The following is an 18,928-nucleotide window of genomic DNA, read 5'->3' on the forward strand; positions in this document are numbered from 1 at the left end:
ATGGACACGGGCATGGGTGGCGCGGCGCCGCGCGCGCACGGCTGGCGCTGGGCGCCGGCGTGGATCCTGACCTATGTCGCCCTGTGGCCGGCCCCGGGCTATGCCGAGGGCGTGCTGGTGCTGGGTGCGCTGGCGGCGATCATCCGCCTGGCCCTGTCGCGCTTTCGCGGCGGCACGCAGTTGCTGAGCAACCCGGCGTGGGCGCTGACCAGCGTGCTGTTCTTCGCCTACTGGACGCCGGAACTGGTGTCGGCCATCGACGCCATCGACCCGGCCCGCGCCCTGCGCGAAGCGGCGGTGGACCTGCGTTACCTGCCGTTCCTGTGGCTGGTGGCGTCGGCCGTGGCCGATCCGCGCGGACGCCGCATCACCTTCGGCGGGCTGGCGGTGATCGTCGCGATCTGGACCGTCGACGCGCTGCTGCAGGCGGCCACCGGCAGCAGCCCGTTGTTCTCGGGCATCGATGCCATCAAGCATGCGATCAGCAACCACGGCATGTGCACGCCGCAGGAGATCGCCGGCGTGGATCGCCTGAGCGGCGTGCTCGGGCCGTGCAACCTCAAGCTGGGGCCGGTGCTGGCGAGCCTGTCGCCGTTCGTGCTGTTCGCTGGCGGCCGTCGCCTGGGAACGCTGGGCTGGCTGGTTGCCGCCGCCTCGGTCGGCGTCGTGCTGGTGCTGGCCGGTTCGCGCGCATCGTGGATCACTTTCTCCGTTGCGCTGGCGCTGTCGGGCTGGCGCCTGCTGGGCTGGAAGAAACTGGCCGCCGTGTTCGTGTTCGGCGCGATCGCGGTGGTGGCGCTGGGCACCTCGGTGCCGCAGGTGCGCGAGCGCATCGCCCGCACCACGCACGTGCTGGCTGCCGATGTCGAAGGCGTCGACAGCGCGCTGTCGGGGCGGGCACGGATCTGGACGGCGGCCGGGTGCATGGTGCGCGAGCATCCGTTCAACGGCGTCGGTGCGCGCGGCTTCCGCGAGGCGTTCCCGCACTGCGATCCGGCACCGGGGCAGGTCGCTGCCTGGGGTACTGGACCTGCGCTGCATGCGCACCAGATCGTGCTCGAAGTGATGAGCGAGACCGGTGTTTTCGGCCTGCTGATGTGGCTGGCCGGTGTCGCCCTGGCCTGGCGCGCGTGGCGCTTCGCCGACGAGCAGGCGCGCGAGCGCGCGCGTCCGGCGCTGTGGGCATTGGCGGCAACGGTATTCCCGTTCAACACCCACCTGGCGTTCTATTCGACGTTCTGGGGCGGGCTGACCCTGCTGCTGGCGGCGTTGTACGCGGGCAGCCTGCTGGCGCGGGAGTAGCGACAGCCCGCGGTGCATGTCAGCGGTGGTCACGCCGAGTGGACGCCCGCCAAGCCGCGCCAAGGCACGTGCAGGAAAGCCACGGAGAATCGCATCCGTGATCGTCATGAGCGTTGATAGCCAATGAGTCCAGCTTTGCGAACTTCCCGGTGGCCGTTGCATACGGTGGCGGCGGCGCTGCTCTTCTGCACGCTTGCGCAACCCGCGCGGGCGAATTCACCGGCCGTTGCGGCGCCGCTGGAGATGGTCGTACTCGGCTCCGGCGGGCCCGGCGCCAGTGGCCGCGCCGGCGCGGGCTACGTCCTGCTGGTCGATGGCGAGCCGCGCATTCTGGTGGATGCGGGTCCGGGAACGCTGGTGCGCCTGGGTGAGGCAAAACTCGACATCCGCCATCTGGACACCGTGCTGTTGACCCACCTTCATGCCGATCACGCGGCCGAACTGCCCGGGATCGTCAAGGCGCGCGCCGTCAGCGCCCGCACCGACATCGACTTCCGGGTATTCGGCCCCGCTGGCGCGCAAGGCGATGGCGACGCCGCCCGGTTTCCATCCACCCGTGACTACATCGGATTGCTGTTCGGCAAGACTGGCGCCTACAGCTACCTGGCCGACTTCGCCGGGACCGTAAGCTTCAATGCCGAAGACCTCTTCCCCGCGGGAGGCGCATCCTCAGCACCCCAGGTCATCCATCGCATCGACGGCCTGGTCATCAGCGCCATCGCAGGCCACCACCGCGATGCGCCTGCGGTGATCTACCGCATCGACTACAAGGGAAAGAGCATCACTTTCAGTGGCGACATCGACGCCCAGGGACATGCCGCCCTGACGCGGATCGCCAAAGGCTCCGGCCTGCTCGTGTTCAACGCCGTCGTCCTCGACCCGCCCGACGCTCCGCCGGCGCTCTATACCCTGCACACCTCGCCTGGCGATATCGGCCGGATCGCGGCCTCGGCCGGGGTCGGCGCGTTGCTGCTCAGCCACCTTTCGGCGAGTGTCGATACGTCGCGCGGGCGCGTCACCCGATCCATTCGCAGGCACTACCAGGGAAAGTTGCAGTTTGCCGAAGACGGGATGCGAATCGAACCCTGACCGGGGCTTCGTTCCGCGTTCAACTCAATCGCGGCGCGCGTACGGCGACGTCATCCCTGGCGGTCGCCGCTTGAAGCGGCGATGGATCCACAGGTACTGGCTCGGCGCTTCGCGCACCATCGCCTCGATCGCGGCGTTGACGCGGGTGCTGTCGACGGTGGCGTCGGCGGACGGGAAGTCGGCCAGCGGCGCGCCAATGCGCAGCACGTAGTCGCCGCCCTCGCGACGGTGGAAGAACGGCACGACCGCGCTGCCGCTCAGGCGCGCGAACTGGTGGGTGGCGGTGATGGTGGCGGCGGCGACGCCGAAGAACGGCGCGAACACGGTGTCCTTGCCGCGCATGTCCTGGTCCGGCGCGTACCACAGGAAGCCGCCCTGCTTGAGGTGGCGTATCGCCGGACGCACTTCCTCGTTGGTGAACATCGCCTTGGCGTAGCGCAGGCGACCGCGCTTGACCGCCCACTCCATCACCGGGCTGCGGTGGCGACGGTACATGCCGGTCAGCGGCAGGTGGTCGCACATCAGCCGGCCGCACATTTCCAGGGTCATGAAATGGCCCGACACCATCAGCACGCCACGGCCCTGGGCGCGGATGTCGTCGAGCAGTTCCAGGCCCTCGATCCGCACCGTGCGCCGCATCGGCGCAGCCGAGCCCCACCATGCGCGCGAGAACTCGAACAGGCCGATGCCCAGGTCGCGGAAGCTGTCGCGGAGCAGGGTCTCGCGTTCGTCCGGCGTCTTCTCCGGGAAGCACAGCGCGAGGTTGATCCGCGCGGCGCGGCGGCGATCGGCGGCGACCCGGAACGCCACTGCGCCAATGCCGCGGCCGAGCCAGCGCTGCAGCGCCCACGGCAGGCGGGCGCCCAGGCACATCGCGGCCAGCGCCAGCCACATCGGCCAGTGTCGCGGGCCGAACGGCGGGGAGGGCGGCGAGGTGGGGGATTCGATGGCCTTGGGCATGGGTGGATTCTAGGCATCCGGGCGCGATTGGTCTGCCCCGCTCTCCTTTCCCTCATGCGCCTTGGTTATCCTAGTGTCGATGTCGACAGACCCTATCGAGCGCGTAATGCGTGGCCTGTACTCGGTCGCGCTCTATCTTTTGGCGCCCATTACGGTCTACCACCTGATCTGGCGGGGCCTGCGCCAGCCGTCGTATTTCCTGCGCTGGCAGGAGCGCTATGCGTTCTACGCCCAGCGACCGGACCTGCGGACGCTGTGGGTGCATGCGGTGTCGGTGGGCGAGGTCAACGCGGCGGTGCCGCTGATCAATGCGCTGCGCCGCACCCGGCCGGACCTGCGCCTGCTGGTCACCACCATCACGCCGACCGGGTCGGAGCGTGTGCAGGCGCTGTGGGGCAACACGGTCGAGCATGTCTACCTGCCCTACGATCTGCCGGGCGCGGTCGGGCGCTTCCTCGCGCACTATCGGCCGCACGCGGCGCTGATCATGGAAACCGAGCTGTGGCCGAACCTGTTGTTCGGCTGCCGCGACCACGGCATCCCGGTGCTGATCCTCAATGCGCGGTTGTCGGAGCGTTCGCTGCGCGGTTACCGGGTGCTGGCGCCGCTGGTGGCGCGCGCGCTGCGGACGGTGCGTACGGTGGCGGCGCAGTCGCGTGCCGACGGTGAGCGTTTCCAGCGCCTGGGGGCGCGTGCCGATCAGGTTGTCGAGGTCGGCAACCTGAAGTTCGACGTGGCGGTGCCGGAAAATATCGCGGTGTTCGCGGCGCAGTGCCGCAGTGAGGCCGGCGCGCGTCCGGTGTGGATTGCCGCGAGCACGCACGAGGACGAGGAGATGGCGGTCATCACCATCCATCGTCGGCTGCGCGCGCTGTTTCCCGATCTGCTGTTGCTGTGGGCGCCGCGCCATCCGGAGCGGTTCCGCATGGTCGCCGACACGGCGCGTGCGGCAGGCTGGCAGGTGTCGACGCGTTCGCGGGCGCAATGGCCGAAGGCAGACGATGCGGTGTTCGTGATCGATACGCTGGGTGAGTTGATGAGTTTCTACGCCTGTGCCGACGTGGCATTCGTCGGCGGCAGTCTGCAGGCGATCGGTGGTCACAATCTGCTGGAGCCGGCCGCAACCGGGACGGCCATCGTCACGGGTCCGCATCTGCACAATTTCGTCGAGATCGCGCAACGTCTGCAGGATGCCGGGGCGGTGCGGGTGGTGAAGGATGCCGACGCGGTGCGCGAGGCGCTGGAGGAACTGCTCGGCGATCGCCAGGCGCGTGAGCACATGGCGGCGGCAGGACGGGCGCTGGTGGAGACGGGTCGCGGTGCGCTGGCGCGGACGTTGTCGCTGTTGCAGCCGCTGTTGCCGCCTGCTCCGTAGTACCTCGGGCGCGTCGGTCTTCGTGGGGGCGGACGACGCTCCAGCGTTTTGTTGCCCGGTCTTCGTCCTCAGCCGTCATTCCCGCGAAGGCGGGAACCCGGCGACGTTGCTTTGATCCGCCCAACAAAAAACCGCCGGAGGTCCGGCGGTTTTTCTTTTGCTGCCGATGTCGCTGCGACTCAGCCCTTCACGTCGCCCGGGGCCACGTACGACTCGGTGTCGAGCGTGAGCAGGCGGTTGATGTCCTGGACGTCGGCGATGTCGAGCGTGCCGGCGGCCTGTTCGAGCAGCAGGCGGTTCTGCAGGTGGTTGTAGCGGGCGCGGGCGTACTCGAGCTGGGCGCGGAAGAGGTTGTTCTGGTTCTGCAGAACGTCCAGCACGGTGCGGGTACCGACTTCCAGGCCGACCTGCGAGGCGTCGTACGCGCTCTTGGCCGAGACCAGCGCCAGGCGGCGGGCTTCGACTTCGCTGACGCTGGCGACCAGGGTCTGGTAGGCGTTGCGGGTGTTGCGGATCAGTGCGCGCTTCTGCGACTCGAGCTCGTCGTTGGCGACGTCGTGGCGGGCCAGGGCCTGGCGCACGCCGGACTGGGTGGCGCCACCGGCGAAGATCGGCACCGACAGGGTCACGCCGACGGCGGGACCGTACTGGCGGCTGTCGTTGTCGCGGGTGATGCCCAGGTCGCGCAGGGTGCTGTCGCCCCAGGCGGTGGAGTCGCCGTAGCTGCCGTTGAGGTACAGGCGCGGCCAGTGGCCGGCGCGTGCGGTCTCGATGTCGGCCTCGGTCGACTGCACCTGCAGGTCCTTGGCACGCAGCGCCGGGTTGTTCTCGATGGCGGTCTGCACCCAGCCTTCGGCGTCGCGCGATTCCGGCAGCACCGGCTGGAAGTCCTTGGGCAGGCCCTTCACTCCGCGCACGTCCTTGCCGGTCAGCTCGGTCAGGCCCTGGTAGGCGTCTTCGAGGATGTTGCGGGCGAGGATCGTGTTGGCGCGGGCGCTGTCGTACTGGGCGCGCGCTTCGTGCACGTCGGTGATCGGCGCCAGGCCGACTTCCAGGCGCTTGGAGGCGTAGTCGAACTGCTTCTTCAGCGCGGTCTCGGCGGCTTCGGCCGCGACCAGCGATTCCAGGGCGATGAGGACGTTGAAGTACGCCGCCGAGGTGCGCGTGATCAGGTCGTTGCCGGCTGCCGCAAGCTGGAAGTCGCTAGCTTCGCTCAGCGCCTTCTGGCTCTTGTGGCGGGTGAAGTTGGCGCGGTCGTAGATCATCTGGCTCAGACGGACCTCGCTGCTGCGCGTGGTCGTGTCGGTCTGGCTGTTGCCGCCGCTGACGGTACCGTCGGGGTTGAGGGCCAGGTCGCCGCGGTTGTGGTTCTCCGAGCGGCCCAGCGATGCGGTGCCGTCGATCTGCGGCAGCATCGCGGCGCGGGTCTGCACCGCGCCTTCCTTGACGGCCAGGCGGCTGGCTTCGGAGGCGGACAGTTGCGGGTCGCTATCGCGCGCCAGCTCGTAGGTCTGCAAGAGGTCTTCGGCGGCAGCCGTGGCCGGCATCAGGGCCGACAGGCCCATTGCAGTGGCGAGGGCGATTACGAGCGGGCGGCGGATCATGCGATGTCCTTGTCCGTGTCTATGAACCGTCGGCATGCATCATGCAGACGTGTGAAGGGGCTTCAGAACGTGAAAGTCGGGGCGGGGGCCGCACCGGCGAGGTAAGGCAGATCGGTTTCGAACAACGATTGGATGCGCGAAGCGTTGACGTCGTTGCGCAGCAGCACCGCTTCCATGACCGGCGAGCGGCCGCGCACGACGAACAGTCGGCCGTCCGGCTGCAGCCAGTCGATGAAGCGCTGCGGGATGGCATCGACCGCACCGGTGACGCAGATCGCGCTGAAGCGGCGATCGGGCGTCCACGAAAAGGCATCGGCGCTGATGACCTGGGTGTTGTCGACGCCCTGCTGCGCCAGAACTGCGCGCGCGCTGTCGGCCAGGTCGGCGTGGCGTTCGATGCTGACCACTTCGCGCGCCAGGCGGCCCAGGCAGGCGGTCAGGAAGCCGCTGCCGGTGCCGATCTCGAGTACGTCGTCGCCCGGGTCGATCGCCAGCGCCTGCAGGGTGCGGCCTTCGACCACCGGCTTCATCATCGCTTCGCCATGGGCCAGCGGCAGGGCCAGGTCGGCGTAGGCCAGGCGGCGGTGTTCAGCGCCAACGAAGGCCTCGCGCGGCAGCGCCGCCAGCACCTCGAGCACGCGCGGATCGAGCACGTCCCAGGGACGTACCTGCTGCTCGACCATCAGTTCGCGTGCCTTGATGTAATCCATGGGGGTCATTGGGGGAAATCTCGCGCGGAAGACCGCGAATTGTACCGGTAATGCCTCATCGGGCCGGTGTCGGCGCGGCGCACAGGATGGCCGAGCGCAGGCACGGGGACTGAGTGCCGGAAGTAATCAACACCAGTCACCCTCCCGCGACAAACCGCCAGATCTGGCCATATCGAGCCTGCAAGTTGCCTCGGCAAGTTGTCACTTTCCGTCATCAACGCGCTGGCCGCGCGGACCGGGCCGGCGCCTCTGCCCGCACCGCGTAGGCGCGCAGGAACAGGTCGACCGACGCGGCCAGGTGCGCTTGGATTTCCTCCGCTTCCGGCCCCGGGCCGCCGAACACCAGGCAGGCATGCGGCTCGCCCTTGAGCAGGGCGAAGAACTGCCCGGCCGCGCGCGGCACGTCGCCGATGTCGAGCTCGCCGGCGCCGATCCGGCGCTCCAGCAGCGTGGCGAAATCGCCCTGCACGCGCATCGGCCCGGCTTCCCAGAACAGCTTGGGCAGCGCCGAGTTGGCGACCTGCGGGGTGCACAGCATGCGGTGCCCGGCAACGGCTTCGGGGGCGCTGATCATGGCGTAGAAGGCGTGGGCGATGGTCATCAGGCGCTCGCGCAGCGGCGTCGCCGGCGAGGGCTCGAACAGCGACGACGGCAGCGACTGCTCGCAATGCGCCTCGATGGCGGCCGCGAACAGCGCGTCCTTGTCGCCGAAGTGGCTGTAGACGGTGAGTTTGGAGACTCCGGCCTCGGCGGCGATCTGGTCCATGCTCGAACCGTCGTAGCCGTGCTGAGTAAACATTCTTTTGGCCGCCTCCAGGATGGCGGCGCGCTTTCCCAGATCCTTGGGACGACCCGGTCCGGTGGACTTCGGGGGGCTGGGCTGGCGTGAAGCGATCATGCTGGAATACTAGACTATTGAGTTTGATATTTATACAGTACCGCCAGGTACATTAATTAACCTCGAGGTCGCCCGCAATGCGCAGCACGCTTGGCCAGGATGCCCCCACCGCTGCCCGACTCGCGATCGCCGCGATGCTCGCCCTGTCGACCCTGGCCCTGGTGGCCTGCGGCAAGGATGCCAAGCCCGAAGAGGAAGTCCGGCCGGTCCTGGTGACCCACCCCGGGGAGTCGAACCAGACCGCTACCGCCTTTGCCGGTGAAGTGCGTGCCCGCGAGGAGAGTCCGCTGTCGTTCCGCGTCGGCGGCAAGCTGATCGAACGCAAGGTCGATGTCGGCGCCCATGTCCGCAAGGGCGACCTGCTGGCGACGCTGGACCCGGGCGACCTGCAGGCGCAGGCACGCGCCGCGCAGGCGCAGCTGACGGCGGCGCAGGCCGAACTCAGCCGCGCCCGGGCCGACCAGGCCCGCTTCGCCCGCCTCGCCAATGACCAGCTGGTCAGCCGCTCCACGCTGGATGCGCAGAACGCCGCGACCCAGGCCGCCCAGGAGCAGGTCAACTCCGCCCGCGCCAACCTCGAGGTCGCGCGCAACCAGGCCGCGTACTCGCTATTGCGCGCGCCGGCCGATGGCGTGATCGCCACGCGCAGCGCCGAAGCCGGGCAGGTGGTCGCCGCCGGCCAGGCCGTGTTCTCGCTGGCCGCCGACGGCGTGCGCGAAGTCGCGTTCGCCCTTCCCGAAGGCATCGTGTCCGACATCAAGCCCGGTCAGCCGGTGCTGGTGGAATCGTGGTCGCAGACTGGAAAGCGCTGGCCCGGCCGCATTCGCGAGATTTCGCCCGCCGCCGATCCGGCCTCGCGCACGTACGCGGCGCGGATCAGCGTCGATGCGCCGGAAGGTGCGCTCGAACTGGGCCAGAGCGCACGCGTCTACCTGCCGGGCGATGGCCAGGGCGGGTTGAGCGTGCCGCTGGCGGCGGTGCAGCGCGGCACCAACGGCAGCGCGGTGTTCGTGGTCGACCCGAAGACGTCGACGCTGAAGCTGCAGCCGGTGCAGACCGGCCCGTTCGGCGAGGATCGCGTACCGGTGATCAGCGGCATCGACGCCGATGACTGGGTGGTCGCGGCCGGTGGTCACCTGCTGCGCGTCGGCCAGAAAGTGCAGCCGGTCGATCGCGACAACCGTCCCGTGGCGGCGAACTGAGCCATGCGCTTCAATCTCTCCGAGTGGGCCCTGCGTCATCGCAGCCTCATCATCTACGCGATGCTGGTGTGCGCCATCGCCGGCACGTTCTCGTACCTGCGCCTGGGGCGCAGCGAGGATCCCTCGTTCACCTTCAAGGTGATGGTCATCCGCACGCTGTGGCCCGGCGCCACGGCCGAAGAAGTCTCGCGCCAGGTCACCGAGCGCGTCGAGAAGAAGCTGATGGAGACCGGCCAGTACGAGTTCATCCGCTCGTACTCGCGCGCCGGAGAATCGCAGGTGATGTTCATCGCCAAGGATTCGCTGCGCTCCAAGGACATCGGCCCGCTGTGGTACCAGGTGCGCAAGAAGATCGGCGACATCCGCCCGACCTTGCCCAGCGACGTCGTCGGGCCGTTCTTCAACGACGAATTCGGCGACACTTTCGGCAACATCTACGCGCTGACCGGCAAGGGCTTCGACTACGCCGTGCTCAAGGACTACGCCGAGCGCGTGCAACTTGCGCTGCAGTCGCAACCCGACGTCGGCAAGATCGAACTGTTCGGGGTGCAGGACGAAAAGGTCTGGATCGAGCTGTCGAACGTCAAGCTGGCCACGCTCGGCATCCCGGCCTCGGCGGTGCAGCAGGCGCTGGACGAGCAGAACGCGATGGTGCCGGCCGGTTTCTTCGAGACCGGCAGCACGCGCGTGCCGCTGCGCGTGGGCGGCAAGTTCAAGACCGTCGAGGAGATCCGCGAATTTCCGATCCGCGTCGGCGACCGCACCTTCCGCCTCGGCGACGTCGCCGACGTGCGCCGTGGCTTCTCCGACCCGCCGGCGCCGCGCATGCGCTTCATGAGCGAGGACGCGATCGGGATAGGGGTCGCGATGAAGGAGGGTGGCGACATCCTCAAGCTCGGCAAGACCCTGGAAGGCGAGTTCGACAAGCTGCAGAAGACGCTGCCGGCAGGCATGCAGCTGCGCAAGGTCGCCGATCAGCCGGCTGCCGTCGAGGAATCGGTGGGCGAGTTCATCAAGGTGCTGACCGAGGCGGTCGCCATCGTGCTGCTGGTGAGCTTCTTCTCGCTCGGCCTGCGCACCGGCCTGGTGGTGGCGCTGTCGATCCCGCTGGTGCTGGCGATGACCTTCGCGGTGATGTCGTTCTTCGACGTCGGCCTGCACAAGATCTCGCTGGGTGCGCTGGTGCTGGCGCTGGGCCTGCTCGTCGACGACGCGATCATCGCGGTGGAGATGATGGCCATCAAGATGGAGCAGGGCTTCAGCCGGTTGAAGGCGGCCGCCTTCGCCTGGGAAAGCACCGCGTTCCCGATGCTGACCGGCACCCTGATCACCGCCGCGGGATTCCTGCCGATCGCCACCGCGCGCTCGAGCACCGGTGAGTACACGCGCTCGCTGTTCGAGGTGGTCACCATTGCACTGGTGGTGTCGTGGATCGCCGCGGTGGCGTTCATTCCGTTCCTCGGCGACAAGCTGCTGCCGGACTACGGGCATGCCGCGGCGCCGCCGAAGCCCGGCTCGCTGCCGGCGCGCTGGCACGGTTTCCGTGAACGCCTGGCCGATCGCTTCCCGGCGTTCCACGACTACCTCGCGCCGAAGCCGCCGATCGATGGGCACGTCCACGATCCGTACGCGAGCAGGTTCTATACGCGTTTCCGCAGCTGGGTCACGTTCTGCGTGCGCCGCCGCTGGCTGGTCATCGGTATCACGGTTGCCGCGTTCGTCGCGGCGGTATTCGCCTTCCGCTTCGTGCCGCAGCAGTTCTTCCCGGACTCGACCCGGCCGGAGCTGATGGTCGACGTCGAACTGGCCGAAGGCAGCTCGTTGCGCGCCACCGCCGAGCAGTCCGAGCACCTCGAGAAGATCCTCGCCGGCCGCAAGGACCTGGCGAGCTATGTCTCCTATGTCGGCACCGGCTCGCCGCGTTACTACCTGCCGCTGGACCAGCAACTGCCGGCGGCGAACTTCGCCCAGTTCGTGCTGACACCGAAGAGCCTGGAGGCGCGCGAGGACATCCGCCACTGGTTGATCGAGGACGTGTTCAAGCGCTTCCCGGACCTGCAGATGCGGGTGACGCGACTGGAGAACGGCCCGCCGGTCGGCTATCCGGTGCAGTTCCGCGTCTCCGGCGAGCACATCGACCAGGTCCGCAAGATCGCCGCGCAGGTGCAGCAGAAGATCCGCGCCAACCCGCATGTGGTCAACGTCAACTTCGACTGGGACGAGCCCAACAAGGTGGTGCGCCTGGTCGTCGACCAGGAGCGTGCGCGCGCGCTGGGCGTGAGCTCGGCGCGTCTGGCGCAGTTCCTGTCGAGTTCGCTGTCGGGATCGCACGTCAGCACCTACCGCGAGGGCAACGAGCTGGTCGAGATGCTGTTGCGCGGTCCGGCCGAGGAGCGCCTGCGCCTGGAGATGCTCAGCAGCCTGATGGTGCCGACGCAAAGCGGCCAGAGCGTGCCGCTGACCCAGATCGCCACGCTCGAATACGGTTTCGAGGAAGGCATCATCTGGCATCGCGACCGCAGCCCGACCATGACCGTTCGCGCCGACATCTACGACGGCACGCAGCCGGCGACGGTGACCGCGCAGATCTCGCCGACCCTGGATGAGTTGCGCGCCAAGCTGCCCTACGGCTACTCGATCGATGTCGGCGGCAGCGTCGAGGACTCCGCGCGTGGGCAGAACTCGATCGTCGCCGGCGTGCCGCTGTTCCTGTTCGTGGTATTCACGCTGCTGATGGTGCAGCTGCGCAGTTTCTCGCGCAGCTTCATGGTGCTGCTGACCGCGCCGCTGGGGTTGATCGGCGTGACGCTGTTCCTGCTGGTGTTCCGGGTGCCGTTCGGCTTTGTCGCGATGCTCGGCACGATCGCGCTGGCAGGCATGATCATGCGCAACTCGGTGATCCTGGTCGACCAGATCGAGCACGACATCGGCGCCGGCGCGGAGCACTGGCAGGCCATTGTCGAAGCCACCGTGCGCCGCTTCCGGCCGATCGTGCTGACTGCGCTGGCGGCCATCCTGGCGATGATCCCACTGTCGCGCAGCGCCTTCTTCGGGCCGATGGCGGTGGCGATCATGGGCGGCCTGACGGTTGCGACATTCCTGACGCTGCTGTTCCTGCCGGCGCTGTACGCGGCGTGGTTCCGGGTGAAGGCGCCCGCTTAGCGAAGGGCGCCTACCAGCCCCACGGTGCCGGCGGCGCAGGCACCGGCCGGGTCAGGTCGAACTCGATGCGGAACCGCCGGCCCGGGCGCGAGCGTTCGTAGGCGGCGATCCGGCCCGGCTCGATCTCCAGCGTCCAGACATTGCTGAGCAGGTCGCTGCGCTCGTTGCGCTGGAACAGCGCCTTGGACTGTGCGTCGATCGGAAACACCTGGCGGGTGGAGCTGCCGCTGTCGACCGTCTTTCCGCCGTACATCGACAGGATGTCCTCGCCACCGTCGCGATGGCGACGGTCGTGGTCGAGGGTGATGCCGGATTTCGTGCGTGTCAGCAACAGCGTGCGCGAGTGGTCGTCGCCAACGTGGAAAGGGATGGCGATGCGGTCGTGCTCGCACTGACGCACATGCATGATCAGCGCCTTGCCGGCGAACGGCGCACCCGGCGTCGGTGGCTCGTCGATCACGATCCGTCCGACGAACGCCTTGCCGCACAGGGTCTGCAGATTGGCGAAGAAGGCGTCCGCGGGCTGTTGCCGCTCGCCGCCGGAGGCAGGCGGCGTCTCCTGCCTGGTCCACGCGGAGTGACACCCCGACAGGACCAGCGCGGTGGCAATGGCTACGGCAGCGAGGCTGAGGATGCGCGTCATGCGCGCACCCTAGCTGCGGGGATGTGACTGCGTGATCACGCTGGCGGCGCCAGGCAATCGGCCAACGGAACCTTCAGTCGCGCATCACGACCGGCTCACATTCGATCTGCAGCTGCGCCAGTACCGCCGCCGTCGCCGCCTGGGTGCCGACGCCACGTCCGGCTGCGGCGATGTCGGCGGTGAACACCCCGGCGTCGAGCGCCGCCCCGACCGCCTTCTCGATGCAACGCGCCTCGCTTTCCAGCCCCAGCGAGTGGCGCAGCAGCAGCGCCGTGCTGAGGATCGTGGCGTAGGGATTGGCGATGCCGCGGCCGGCGATGTCCGGCGCGGAGCCGTGGATCGGCTCGTAAAGTCCGACCCGACCCTCTCCGAGCGATGCCGACGGCAGCAGTCCCAGCGAACCGGCCAGCATCGAGGCCTCGTCGGTGAGGATGTCGCCGAACATGTTCTCGGTGACGATCACGTCGTACTCGCGCGGCTTGGCCAGCAGGTGCATGGCCATCGAATCGACCAGCTGGTGCTCGAGGGTGATGTCGGCGAACTCGTCGCGAACCACGCGCGTCGTCACTTCCCGCCACAACCGCGAAGTCTCCAGCACATTGGCCTTGTCGACCGAGGTGACGTGCCCACGACGCTCGCGCGCCAGTGCGCACGCGCGGCGGACCACGCGCTCGATCTCGGCGACGGTGTACTCGCACAGGTCGCTGGCCGAGGTGTCGCTGCGTTGCTTGCTGCCGAAGTAGATGCCGCCGGTCAGTTCGCGCACCACCACCAGGTCGACACCGTTGAGCAGGTGCGGCTTGATCGGCGATGCGCCGAGCGCGGCCGGATGTGGCTTCACCGGTCGCAGGTTGGCGTACAGGCCCAGGGCTTTGCGGATCGCCAGCAACCCCTGTTCGGGGCGGACAGCCGCCTTGGGATCGGACCATTTCGGTCCGCCCACGGCGCCCAGCAATACCGCATCGGCACGCTGCGCGGCCGCCAGGGTTTCAGGCGGCAGCGGCGAGCCGGTGGCGTCGATCGCGGCGCCGCCGATCAGGTGCTGTTCGAAGCGGAAACTGTGGCCGTAGCGTTGCGCGACGGCGCGCAGCACCTCGACCGCGGCGGCGGTGACCTCCGGGCCAATGCCGTCGCCGGGCAGAACGACGATGTCAGCTTGCATGGGCGAACTCCTGGTGGGATGGCGACTGGCGTTGCGATTCGAAGCCGGTGATGGCCGCGTCCTGGCGCAGCAGGTAGCCGAGCTGGTCGACGCCTTCGACCAGGCAGGTGCGGGCGAACGCATCGAGCGGGAACTCGACGCGGCTGCCGCCGGGCAGCACCACGCAGCGTTCGGCCACCTCGATGCGCAGCTCGATGCCAGGCCTGTCGAGCAGTTCGTCAACGATGGCCTCGTCGAGCACGATCGGCAGCAGGCCGTTCTTCAATGCGTTGCTGCGAAAGATGTCGGCGATCTCGGCGCTGATCACCGCGCGCAGGCCGAGGTCGGCCAGTGCCCACGGTGCATGCTCTCGCGATGAGCCGCAGCCGAAGTTGCGACCGGCGACGAGGATCGCGGCGCCGGCATTCTCGGCCCGGTTGAACGCGAACTCCGGGTTCAGCGAACCGTCGGCCAGGCGCCGCCAGTCGTTGAAGGCGAACTGGCCCAGGCCCTGGCGCTGGGTGGTGGTCAGGAACCGCGCCGGGATGATCTGGTCGGTGTCGATGTTGCGCTCGCGCAGGACGACGGTGCGCGAAGTGAGTTCGGTAAAGGGGCGCATCAGGCCACCTCCATGATGTCGGTGGGCGTGGCCGGTGCGGTGGTCAGGTACGGGCGCGGGTCGGTGATTTCGCCGGCGACCGCGCAGGCCGCGGCGGTCAGCGGCGAGGCCAGTACCGTGCGCGCGCCCTTGCCCTGGCGGCCCTCGAAATTGCGGTTGCTGGTCGACACCGCCAGCTGCCCCGGACCGACCAGGTCGCCGTTCATGGCGATGCACATCGAGCACCCGGGCTCGCGCCATTCCGCGCCGGCGGCCCGTACGACCTGGTCGATGCCCTCGGCCTCGGCCTCGCGCTTGACCTGTTCCGAGCCCGGCACCACCAGCATGCGCACGCGGGGATGCACACGGCGGCCACGCAGCACGCTCGCGGTTTCGCGCAGGTCCGACAGGCGCGAATTGGTGCAGCTGCCAACGAAGACGACATCGACCGGGCGACCGGCCAGCGCCGCGCCGGCCTGCCAGCCCATGTAGTCGCGCGCCTTGGCCTCGTCGCCGCCGCCGCCGGAAGGTACGTGAGCAGCGATGGCGGCGACCTGGCCGGGGTGGGTGCCCCAGGTCACCGTGGGCTGGATGTCGGCGGCATCGATCCGCACTTCGCGGTCGAAGCGGGCACCGGCGTCGCTGTGGAATTGCCGCCATTGCGCCACGGCCGCATCGAAGTCGGCGCCTTGCGGTGCGCGCGGGCGCCCGCGCAGGTAATCGAAAGTGACGTCGTCCGGTGCGACCAGACCGGCGCGGGCACCGGCCTCGATCGACATGTTGCACACCGTCATCCGCTGCTCCATCGACAGCGCACGGACCGTGGAGCCGCGGTACTCGATGACATGGCCAGTGCCGCCGTTGACGCCGATCACGCCGATCACGTGCAGGATCAGGTCCTTGGCGCTGACGCCTGGTGCAAGCGCACCGTCGATGGTGATCGACAGCGTCTTCGCCTTGCGCTGCAGCAGGCACTGCGTCGCCAGCACATGGCCGACTTCGCTGGTGCCGATGCCGAACGCCAGCGCGCCGAATGCGCCGTGGGTGGCGGTGTGGCTGTCGCCGCAGACGATGGTCTGGCCGGGCTGGGTCAGGCCCAGCTCCGGTCCCATCACGTGGACGATGCCGCGCTGCGGGCTGTCGTAGTCGAACAACTCGACACCGAACTGCGCGCAGTTCTCACGCAGCCGTTCGACCTGCGCGCGCGCTTCGTCGTTGACGTACGGATGCTGACCATCGGCGCCGGCCGGCAGCGTCGGCGTGGAGTGGTCGAGCGTACCCTTGGTGCGCTCCGGGCGACGCACCGCCAGGCCGCGCTCGGCGAGTTCGGCGAAGGCCTGTGGCGTGGTGACTTCGTGGATCAGGTGCAGGTCGATGTAGAGCGTCGCCGGCGCGGTCTCGCTCTCGGGCGTGACGACGTGGGCGTCCCACAGTTTGTCGAACAAGGTTCTGGGTGCGTGGCTGGTCATTGGCTGGCTTGTAGGTGTGTTTTCAAAGCCCTTCTCCCGCATGCGGGAGAGGGTTGGGATGGGGGCGTTCTTGCGCTAGGCGATCGCAGCCGTCCTGCGCTCGGGCTCCACCTCGCCGGCCGCTCGCGTGCGCGTCACCCGGTTGGCGATATCCAGCCATGCCAGCGCGCTGGCCTCGAGGATGTCGGTACTGGTGCCGGACCCGGTGACCTCGACGCCGTCGACGCGGGCGATCAGGCTGGCCTGTCCCTGCGCGTCGTCGCCGGTGGTGACGCTCGATACCTGGTAGCTGTCGATCTCCAGCGCCAGTCCGGTCGCGCGCGCAAGCGCGGCGAACAGCGCATGCACCGGGCCATCGCCCACTGCCGCTTCGCTGACAGTCGTGCCGTCGGCGTCCACCAGCTGCACGCTGGCGGTCGGCAGGCTGTCCTGGTTCACACCCGTGCTGACGTGCAGGCGGGTGAGGCGATGGCCGCGGGCCGCGCGCGCATCGGCGCCGAGCACGAGCGCCTCCAGGTCGGCGTCGAATACTTCGCGCTTCTTCTCCGCCAGCGCCTTGAAGCCGGCGAACACCGAGTTGAGTTGTACTTCGTCGAGGGCGAAGCCCAGCGTCTGCAGGCGGTCGCTCAGCGCGGCGCGGCCGCTGTGGCGGCCCATCACCATCTGCGACTGCGCCCAGCCGACATCCTCCGGCCGCATGATCTCGTACGTGCCGCGGTGCTTGAGCATGCCGTGCTGGTGGATGCCCGATTCGTGCGCGAACGCGTTCTGGCCGACCACGGCCTTGTTGCGCTGCACCGACATGCCGGTGATGCGCGACAACAGGCGCGAGGTCGGCACCAGTCGGCGGCTGTCGATGCGGGTCTGCGCGCCGTAATACTCGCCACGCACGCGCAGCGCCATCACCAGTTCCTCGAGCGCGCAGTTGCCGGCGCGCTCGCCGATGCCGTTGATGGTGCATTCGACCTGGCGCGCGCCGCCTTCGATTGCGGCCAGCGAGTTGGCGACAGCCAGGCCGAGGTCGTTGTGGCAGTGCGCGGAGAACACGGCCTGGTCGGCGCCCGCCACATTCGCGCGCAGGTACTCGAACAGCGCACGGATCTCGCTGGGGGTGGTGTAGCCGACGGTGTCGGGGATGTTCAGCGTGCGCGCGCCGGCGGCCACTGCGGCGCTGCAGATCTGCGCGAGGAACTCCGGCTCGGTGCGCAGCGCGTCCTCGGCCGAGAACTCGACGTCGTCGGCATGCCTGCGTGCAAGTTCGACGCCCATGACCGCGCGTTCGAGCACCTGTTCGCGGCTCAGTCCGAGCTTGTGCTCGCGGTGCAGCGGGCTGGTCGAGATGAAGACATGGATGCGTGGGGCCAGTGCGCCTTCGAGCGCACGTGCGCAGGCTTCGATGTCGCCCTCGTGGCAGCGCGCCAGCGTCGCCACGGTGGCGCCACGCACTTCGCGGGCTATGGCGCGCACGGCGCCCATGTCGGCCTCGGAGCTGGCCGGGAATCCGGCCTCGATCACGTCCACACCCAGTTCCGACAGCGCATGTGCGAAGCGAAGCTTCTGCGCCGGCGTCATGCTGCAGCCGGGCGACTGCTCTCCGTCGCGCAGGCTGGTGTCAAAGATGCGGATCCTGGAGGCCGGTACTCGGGAAGCGGGGTCGTTCATGCGGTGAGCTCCTCGTTGCGGGTGCGCACGGCAACGGCGCGAATGGGTGGGTTGGATTGGGTGGCGCGTCGGAGCGAGACGATGGCCGGCTCCGGTGACGCCTGCGCTGGCTGCTCGCGATGGCGGCGGCGCGGACGTCGCGGCGCACGCGGGCGGACTTCGGAAAGCAGTTGCGCCAGCACGACGGCATCGAGGTTGCCGCCGGAGACCACTGCGCACTTGCGTTTGCCGGCAACGCGACGCCCGGCGGCCAGGGCCAGCGCGCCGGCGCCTTCGGCGATGACGTGTTCTTCCAGGGCAAGGCGGACCAGGGTTTCGCGCAGCTCGGCCTCGCGCACCACGACCACGTCGTCGAGGTACTGCGCCAGCAGCTGGCGGGTCAGCTGGCCCGGCACCTTGACGCGCACGCCGTCGGCCAGCGTCGCTGCCGGTTCGCGCAATGTGTTGTCGCCGCGCAGCGCGCGCAGCATCGAATCGACGCCCTCGACCTGGGCGCCGATCACGCGCACACCCTGGGACTTCAACGCCAGCACCACGCCGGAGGCCAGGCCGCCGCCGCCAATGGGTACCAGCACCACGTCCGGGGCCAGCGCGGCCAGCTCCAGGCCGACCGTGCCCTGGCCGGCAATCACGTCGGGATCGTCGAACGCCGACAGCACGCGGTAGTCGTTCTGCAGGGCCAGTTCGGCGGCGAATGCCTTGGCTTCGTCGTAGCTGTCGCCGTGCAGGCGCACCGTCGCGCCCCAATGGGCGACGCCGGCGATCTTGGTCTGCGGCGCGCAGCGCGGCATCACCGTGATCGCCTGCACGCCGAGCCGATAGGCCGCCCAGGCCAGGCCCTGTGCATGGTTGCCAGCGGACGCGGCGATGACCGTGCGATGGTCGCCGCGTTCGCGCGCAGCCAGCAGCGCGTTGAGTGCACCGCGCACCTTGTAGGAGCCGGTGCGCTGCAGGTTCTCCAGCTTCAGCCAGCAGCCGAAGCGCTCGGCGTAGTGGAGCGGGGTCGGCGGCAGGTAGCGGCGCAGGCGTGCCTGCGCGGCCAGCACATCGCCTGCGTCCACGGTCTGTGCATGGGAGATGGCCTCTACGTGGCTTACGTCGCCGTCCATGGCA

At 68.9% G+C, this 18,928-nt stretch carries 15 protein-coding genes; 5 read left to right on the forward strand and 10 right to left on the reverse strand.

Annotated elements, in window-relative coordinates; translation table 11 throughout:
* On the forward strand, nucleotides 1–1,302 hold the full coding sequence (locus AC1DER_RS09395; RefSeq protein ID WP_477246528.1) for an O-antigen ligase family protein: 1,302 nt from the start codon (nucleotides 1–3) through the stop codon (nucleotides 1,300–1,302).
* Between the two features lie 165 nt (nucleotides 1,303–1,467).
* Entirely contained in the window at nucleotides 1,468–2,391 is a 924-nt protein-coding gene (locus tag AC1DER_RS09400; protein WP_477246530.1) for an MBL fold metallo-hydrolase, read from the forward strand.
* A gap of 24 nt (nucleotides 2,392–2,415) precedes the next feature.
* On the opposite strand, the gene lpxL is transcribed toward AC1DER_RS09400, so the two are convergent.
* The gene (gene lpxL / locus AC1DER_RS09405; RefSeq protein WP_477246532.1) at nucleotides 2,416–3,351 is read right to left on the reverse strand and encodes an LpxL/LpxP family Kdo(2)-lipid IV(A) lauroyl/palmitoleoyl acyltransferase; all 936 of its coding nucleotides are present in this window, start codon (nucleotides 3,349–3,351) and stop codon (nucleotides 2,416–2,418) included.
* Between the two features lie 79 nt (nucleotides 3,352–3,430).
* On the opposite strand from lpxL, the gene waaA reads away from it, so the two are divergent.
* Complete coding sequence (gene waaA / locus AC1DER_RS09410) at nucleotides 3,431–4,726, forward strand: lipid IV(A) 3-deoxy-D-manno-octulosonic acid transferase (protein ID WP_477246534.1); 1,296 nt, start codon at nucleotides 3,431–3,433, stop codon at nucleotides 4,724–4,726.
* Between the two features lie 179 nt (nucleotides 4,727–4,905).
* On the opposite strand, the gene AC1DER_RS09415 is transcribed toward waaA, so the two are convergent.
* From AC1DER_RS09415 to AC1DER_RS09425, 3 genes are all read right to left on the reverse strand, one after another.
* Nucleotides 4,906–6,330: a TolC family outer membrane protein gene (locus AC1DER_RS09415; protein ID WP_441816633.1), complete on the reverse strand. Its 1,425-nt coding sequence runs from the start codon at nucleotides 6,328–6,330 to the stop codon at nucleotides 4,906–4,908.
* Nucleotides 6,331–6,392: 62 nt separating this feature from the next.
* Nucleotides 6,393–7,040 (reverse strand): protein-L-isoaspartate O-methyltransferase family protein, encoded by a 648-nt coding sequence (locus AC1DER_RS09420; RefSeq protein ID WP_477246536.1) that lies wholly within the window; start codon nucleotides 7,038–7,040, stop codon nucleotides 6,393–6,395.
* Nucleotides 7,041–7,254: 214 nt separating this feature from the next.
* The gene (locus tag AC1DER_RS09425) at nucleotides 7,255–7,935 is read right to left on the reverse strand and encodes a TetR/AcrR family transcriptional regulator (RefSeq protein WP_441816686.1); all 681 of its coding nucleotides are present in this window, start codon (nucleotides 7,933–7,935) and stop codon (nucleotides 7,255–7,257) included.
* A gap of 137 nt (nucleotides 7,936–8,072) precedes the next feature.
* Here AC1DER_RS09425 and AC1DER_RS09430 point away from each other — a divergent pair, with 137 nt between their 5' ends.
* Both AC1DER_RS09430 and AC1DER_RS09435 read left to right on the forward strand, forming a co-directional pair.
* The gene (locus tag AC1DER_RS09430) at nucleotides 8,073–9,140 is read left to right on the forward strand and encodes an efflux RND transporter periplasmic adaptor subunit (RefSeq protein ID WP_477246598.1); all 1,068 of its coding nucleotides are present in this window, start codon (nucleotides 8,073–8,075) and stop codon (nucleotides 9,138–9,140) included.
* 3 nt (nucleotides 9,141–9,143) lie between these two features.
* Nucleotides 9,144–12,302 (forward strand): efflux RND transporter permease subunit, encoded by a 3,159-nt coding sequence (locus AC1DER_RS09435; protein WP_477246538.1) that lies wholly within the window; start codon nucleotides 9,144–9,146, stop codon nucleotides 12,300–12,302.
* A gap of 10 nt (nucleotides 12,303–12,312) precedes the next feature.
* Here AC1DER_RS09435 and AC1DER_RS09440 read toward each other — a convergent pair whose 3' ends face one another.
* From AC1DER_RS09440 to AC1DER_RS09465, 6 genes are all read right to left on the reverse strand, one after another.
* The gene (locus AC1DER_RS09440; RefSeq protein ID WP_477246540.1) at nucleotides 12,313–12,945 is read right to left on the reverse strand and encodes a hypothetical protein; all 633 of its coding nucleotides are present in this window, start codon (nucleotides 12,943–12,945) and stop codon (nucleotides 12,313–12,315) included.
* A 73-nt stretch (nucleotides 12,946–13,018) separates the two neighbouring features.
* A complete protein-coding gene (gene leuB / locus AC1DER_RS09445; protein ID WP_441816637.1) occupies nucleotides 13,019–14,107 on the reverse strand; it encodes a 3-isopropylmalate dehydrogenase in 1,089 nt (362 codons plus the stop codon).
* Nucleotides 14,097–14,705, reverse strand: a complete 609-nt coding sequence (leuD, locus tag AC1DER_RS09450; RefSeq protein ID WP_477246542.1) for a 3-isopropylmalate dehydratase small subunit — start codon at nucleotides 14,703–14,705, stop codon at nucleotides 14,097–14,099. Before leuD ends, leuB begins: the two co-directional genes overlap by 11 nt.
* Entirely contained in the window at nucleotides 14,705–16,153 is a 1,449-nt protein-coding gene (gene leuC, locus AC1DER_RS09455; RefSeq protein WP_477246544.1) for a 3-isopropylmalate dehydratase large subunit, read from the reverse strand. Before leuC ends, leuD begins: the two co-directional genes overlap by 1 nt.
* 75 nt (nucleotides 16,154–16,228) lie before the next feature.
* Nucleotides 16,229–17,815: a 2-isopropylmalate synthase gene (locus AC1DER_RS09460; RefSeq protein ID WP_477357900.1), complete on the reverse strand. Its 1,587-nt coding sequence runs from the start codon at nucleotides 17,813–17,815 to the stop codon at nucleotides 16,229–16,231.
* A complete protein-coding gene (locus tag AC1DER_RS09465) occupies nucleotides 17,812–18,924 on the reverse strand; it encodes a threonine dehydratase (protein ID WP_477246548.1) in 1,113 nt (370 codons plus the stop codon). The genes AC1DER_RS09460 and AC1DER_RS09465 overlap by 4 nt, the downstream gene beginning before the upstream one ends.
* Nucleotides 18,925–18,928 lie beyond the last annotated feature (4 nt).

This window comes from Lysobacter sp. 05T417 (assembly GCF_056396405.1).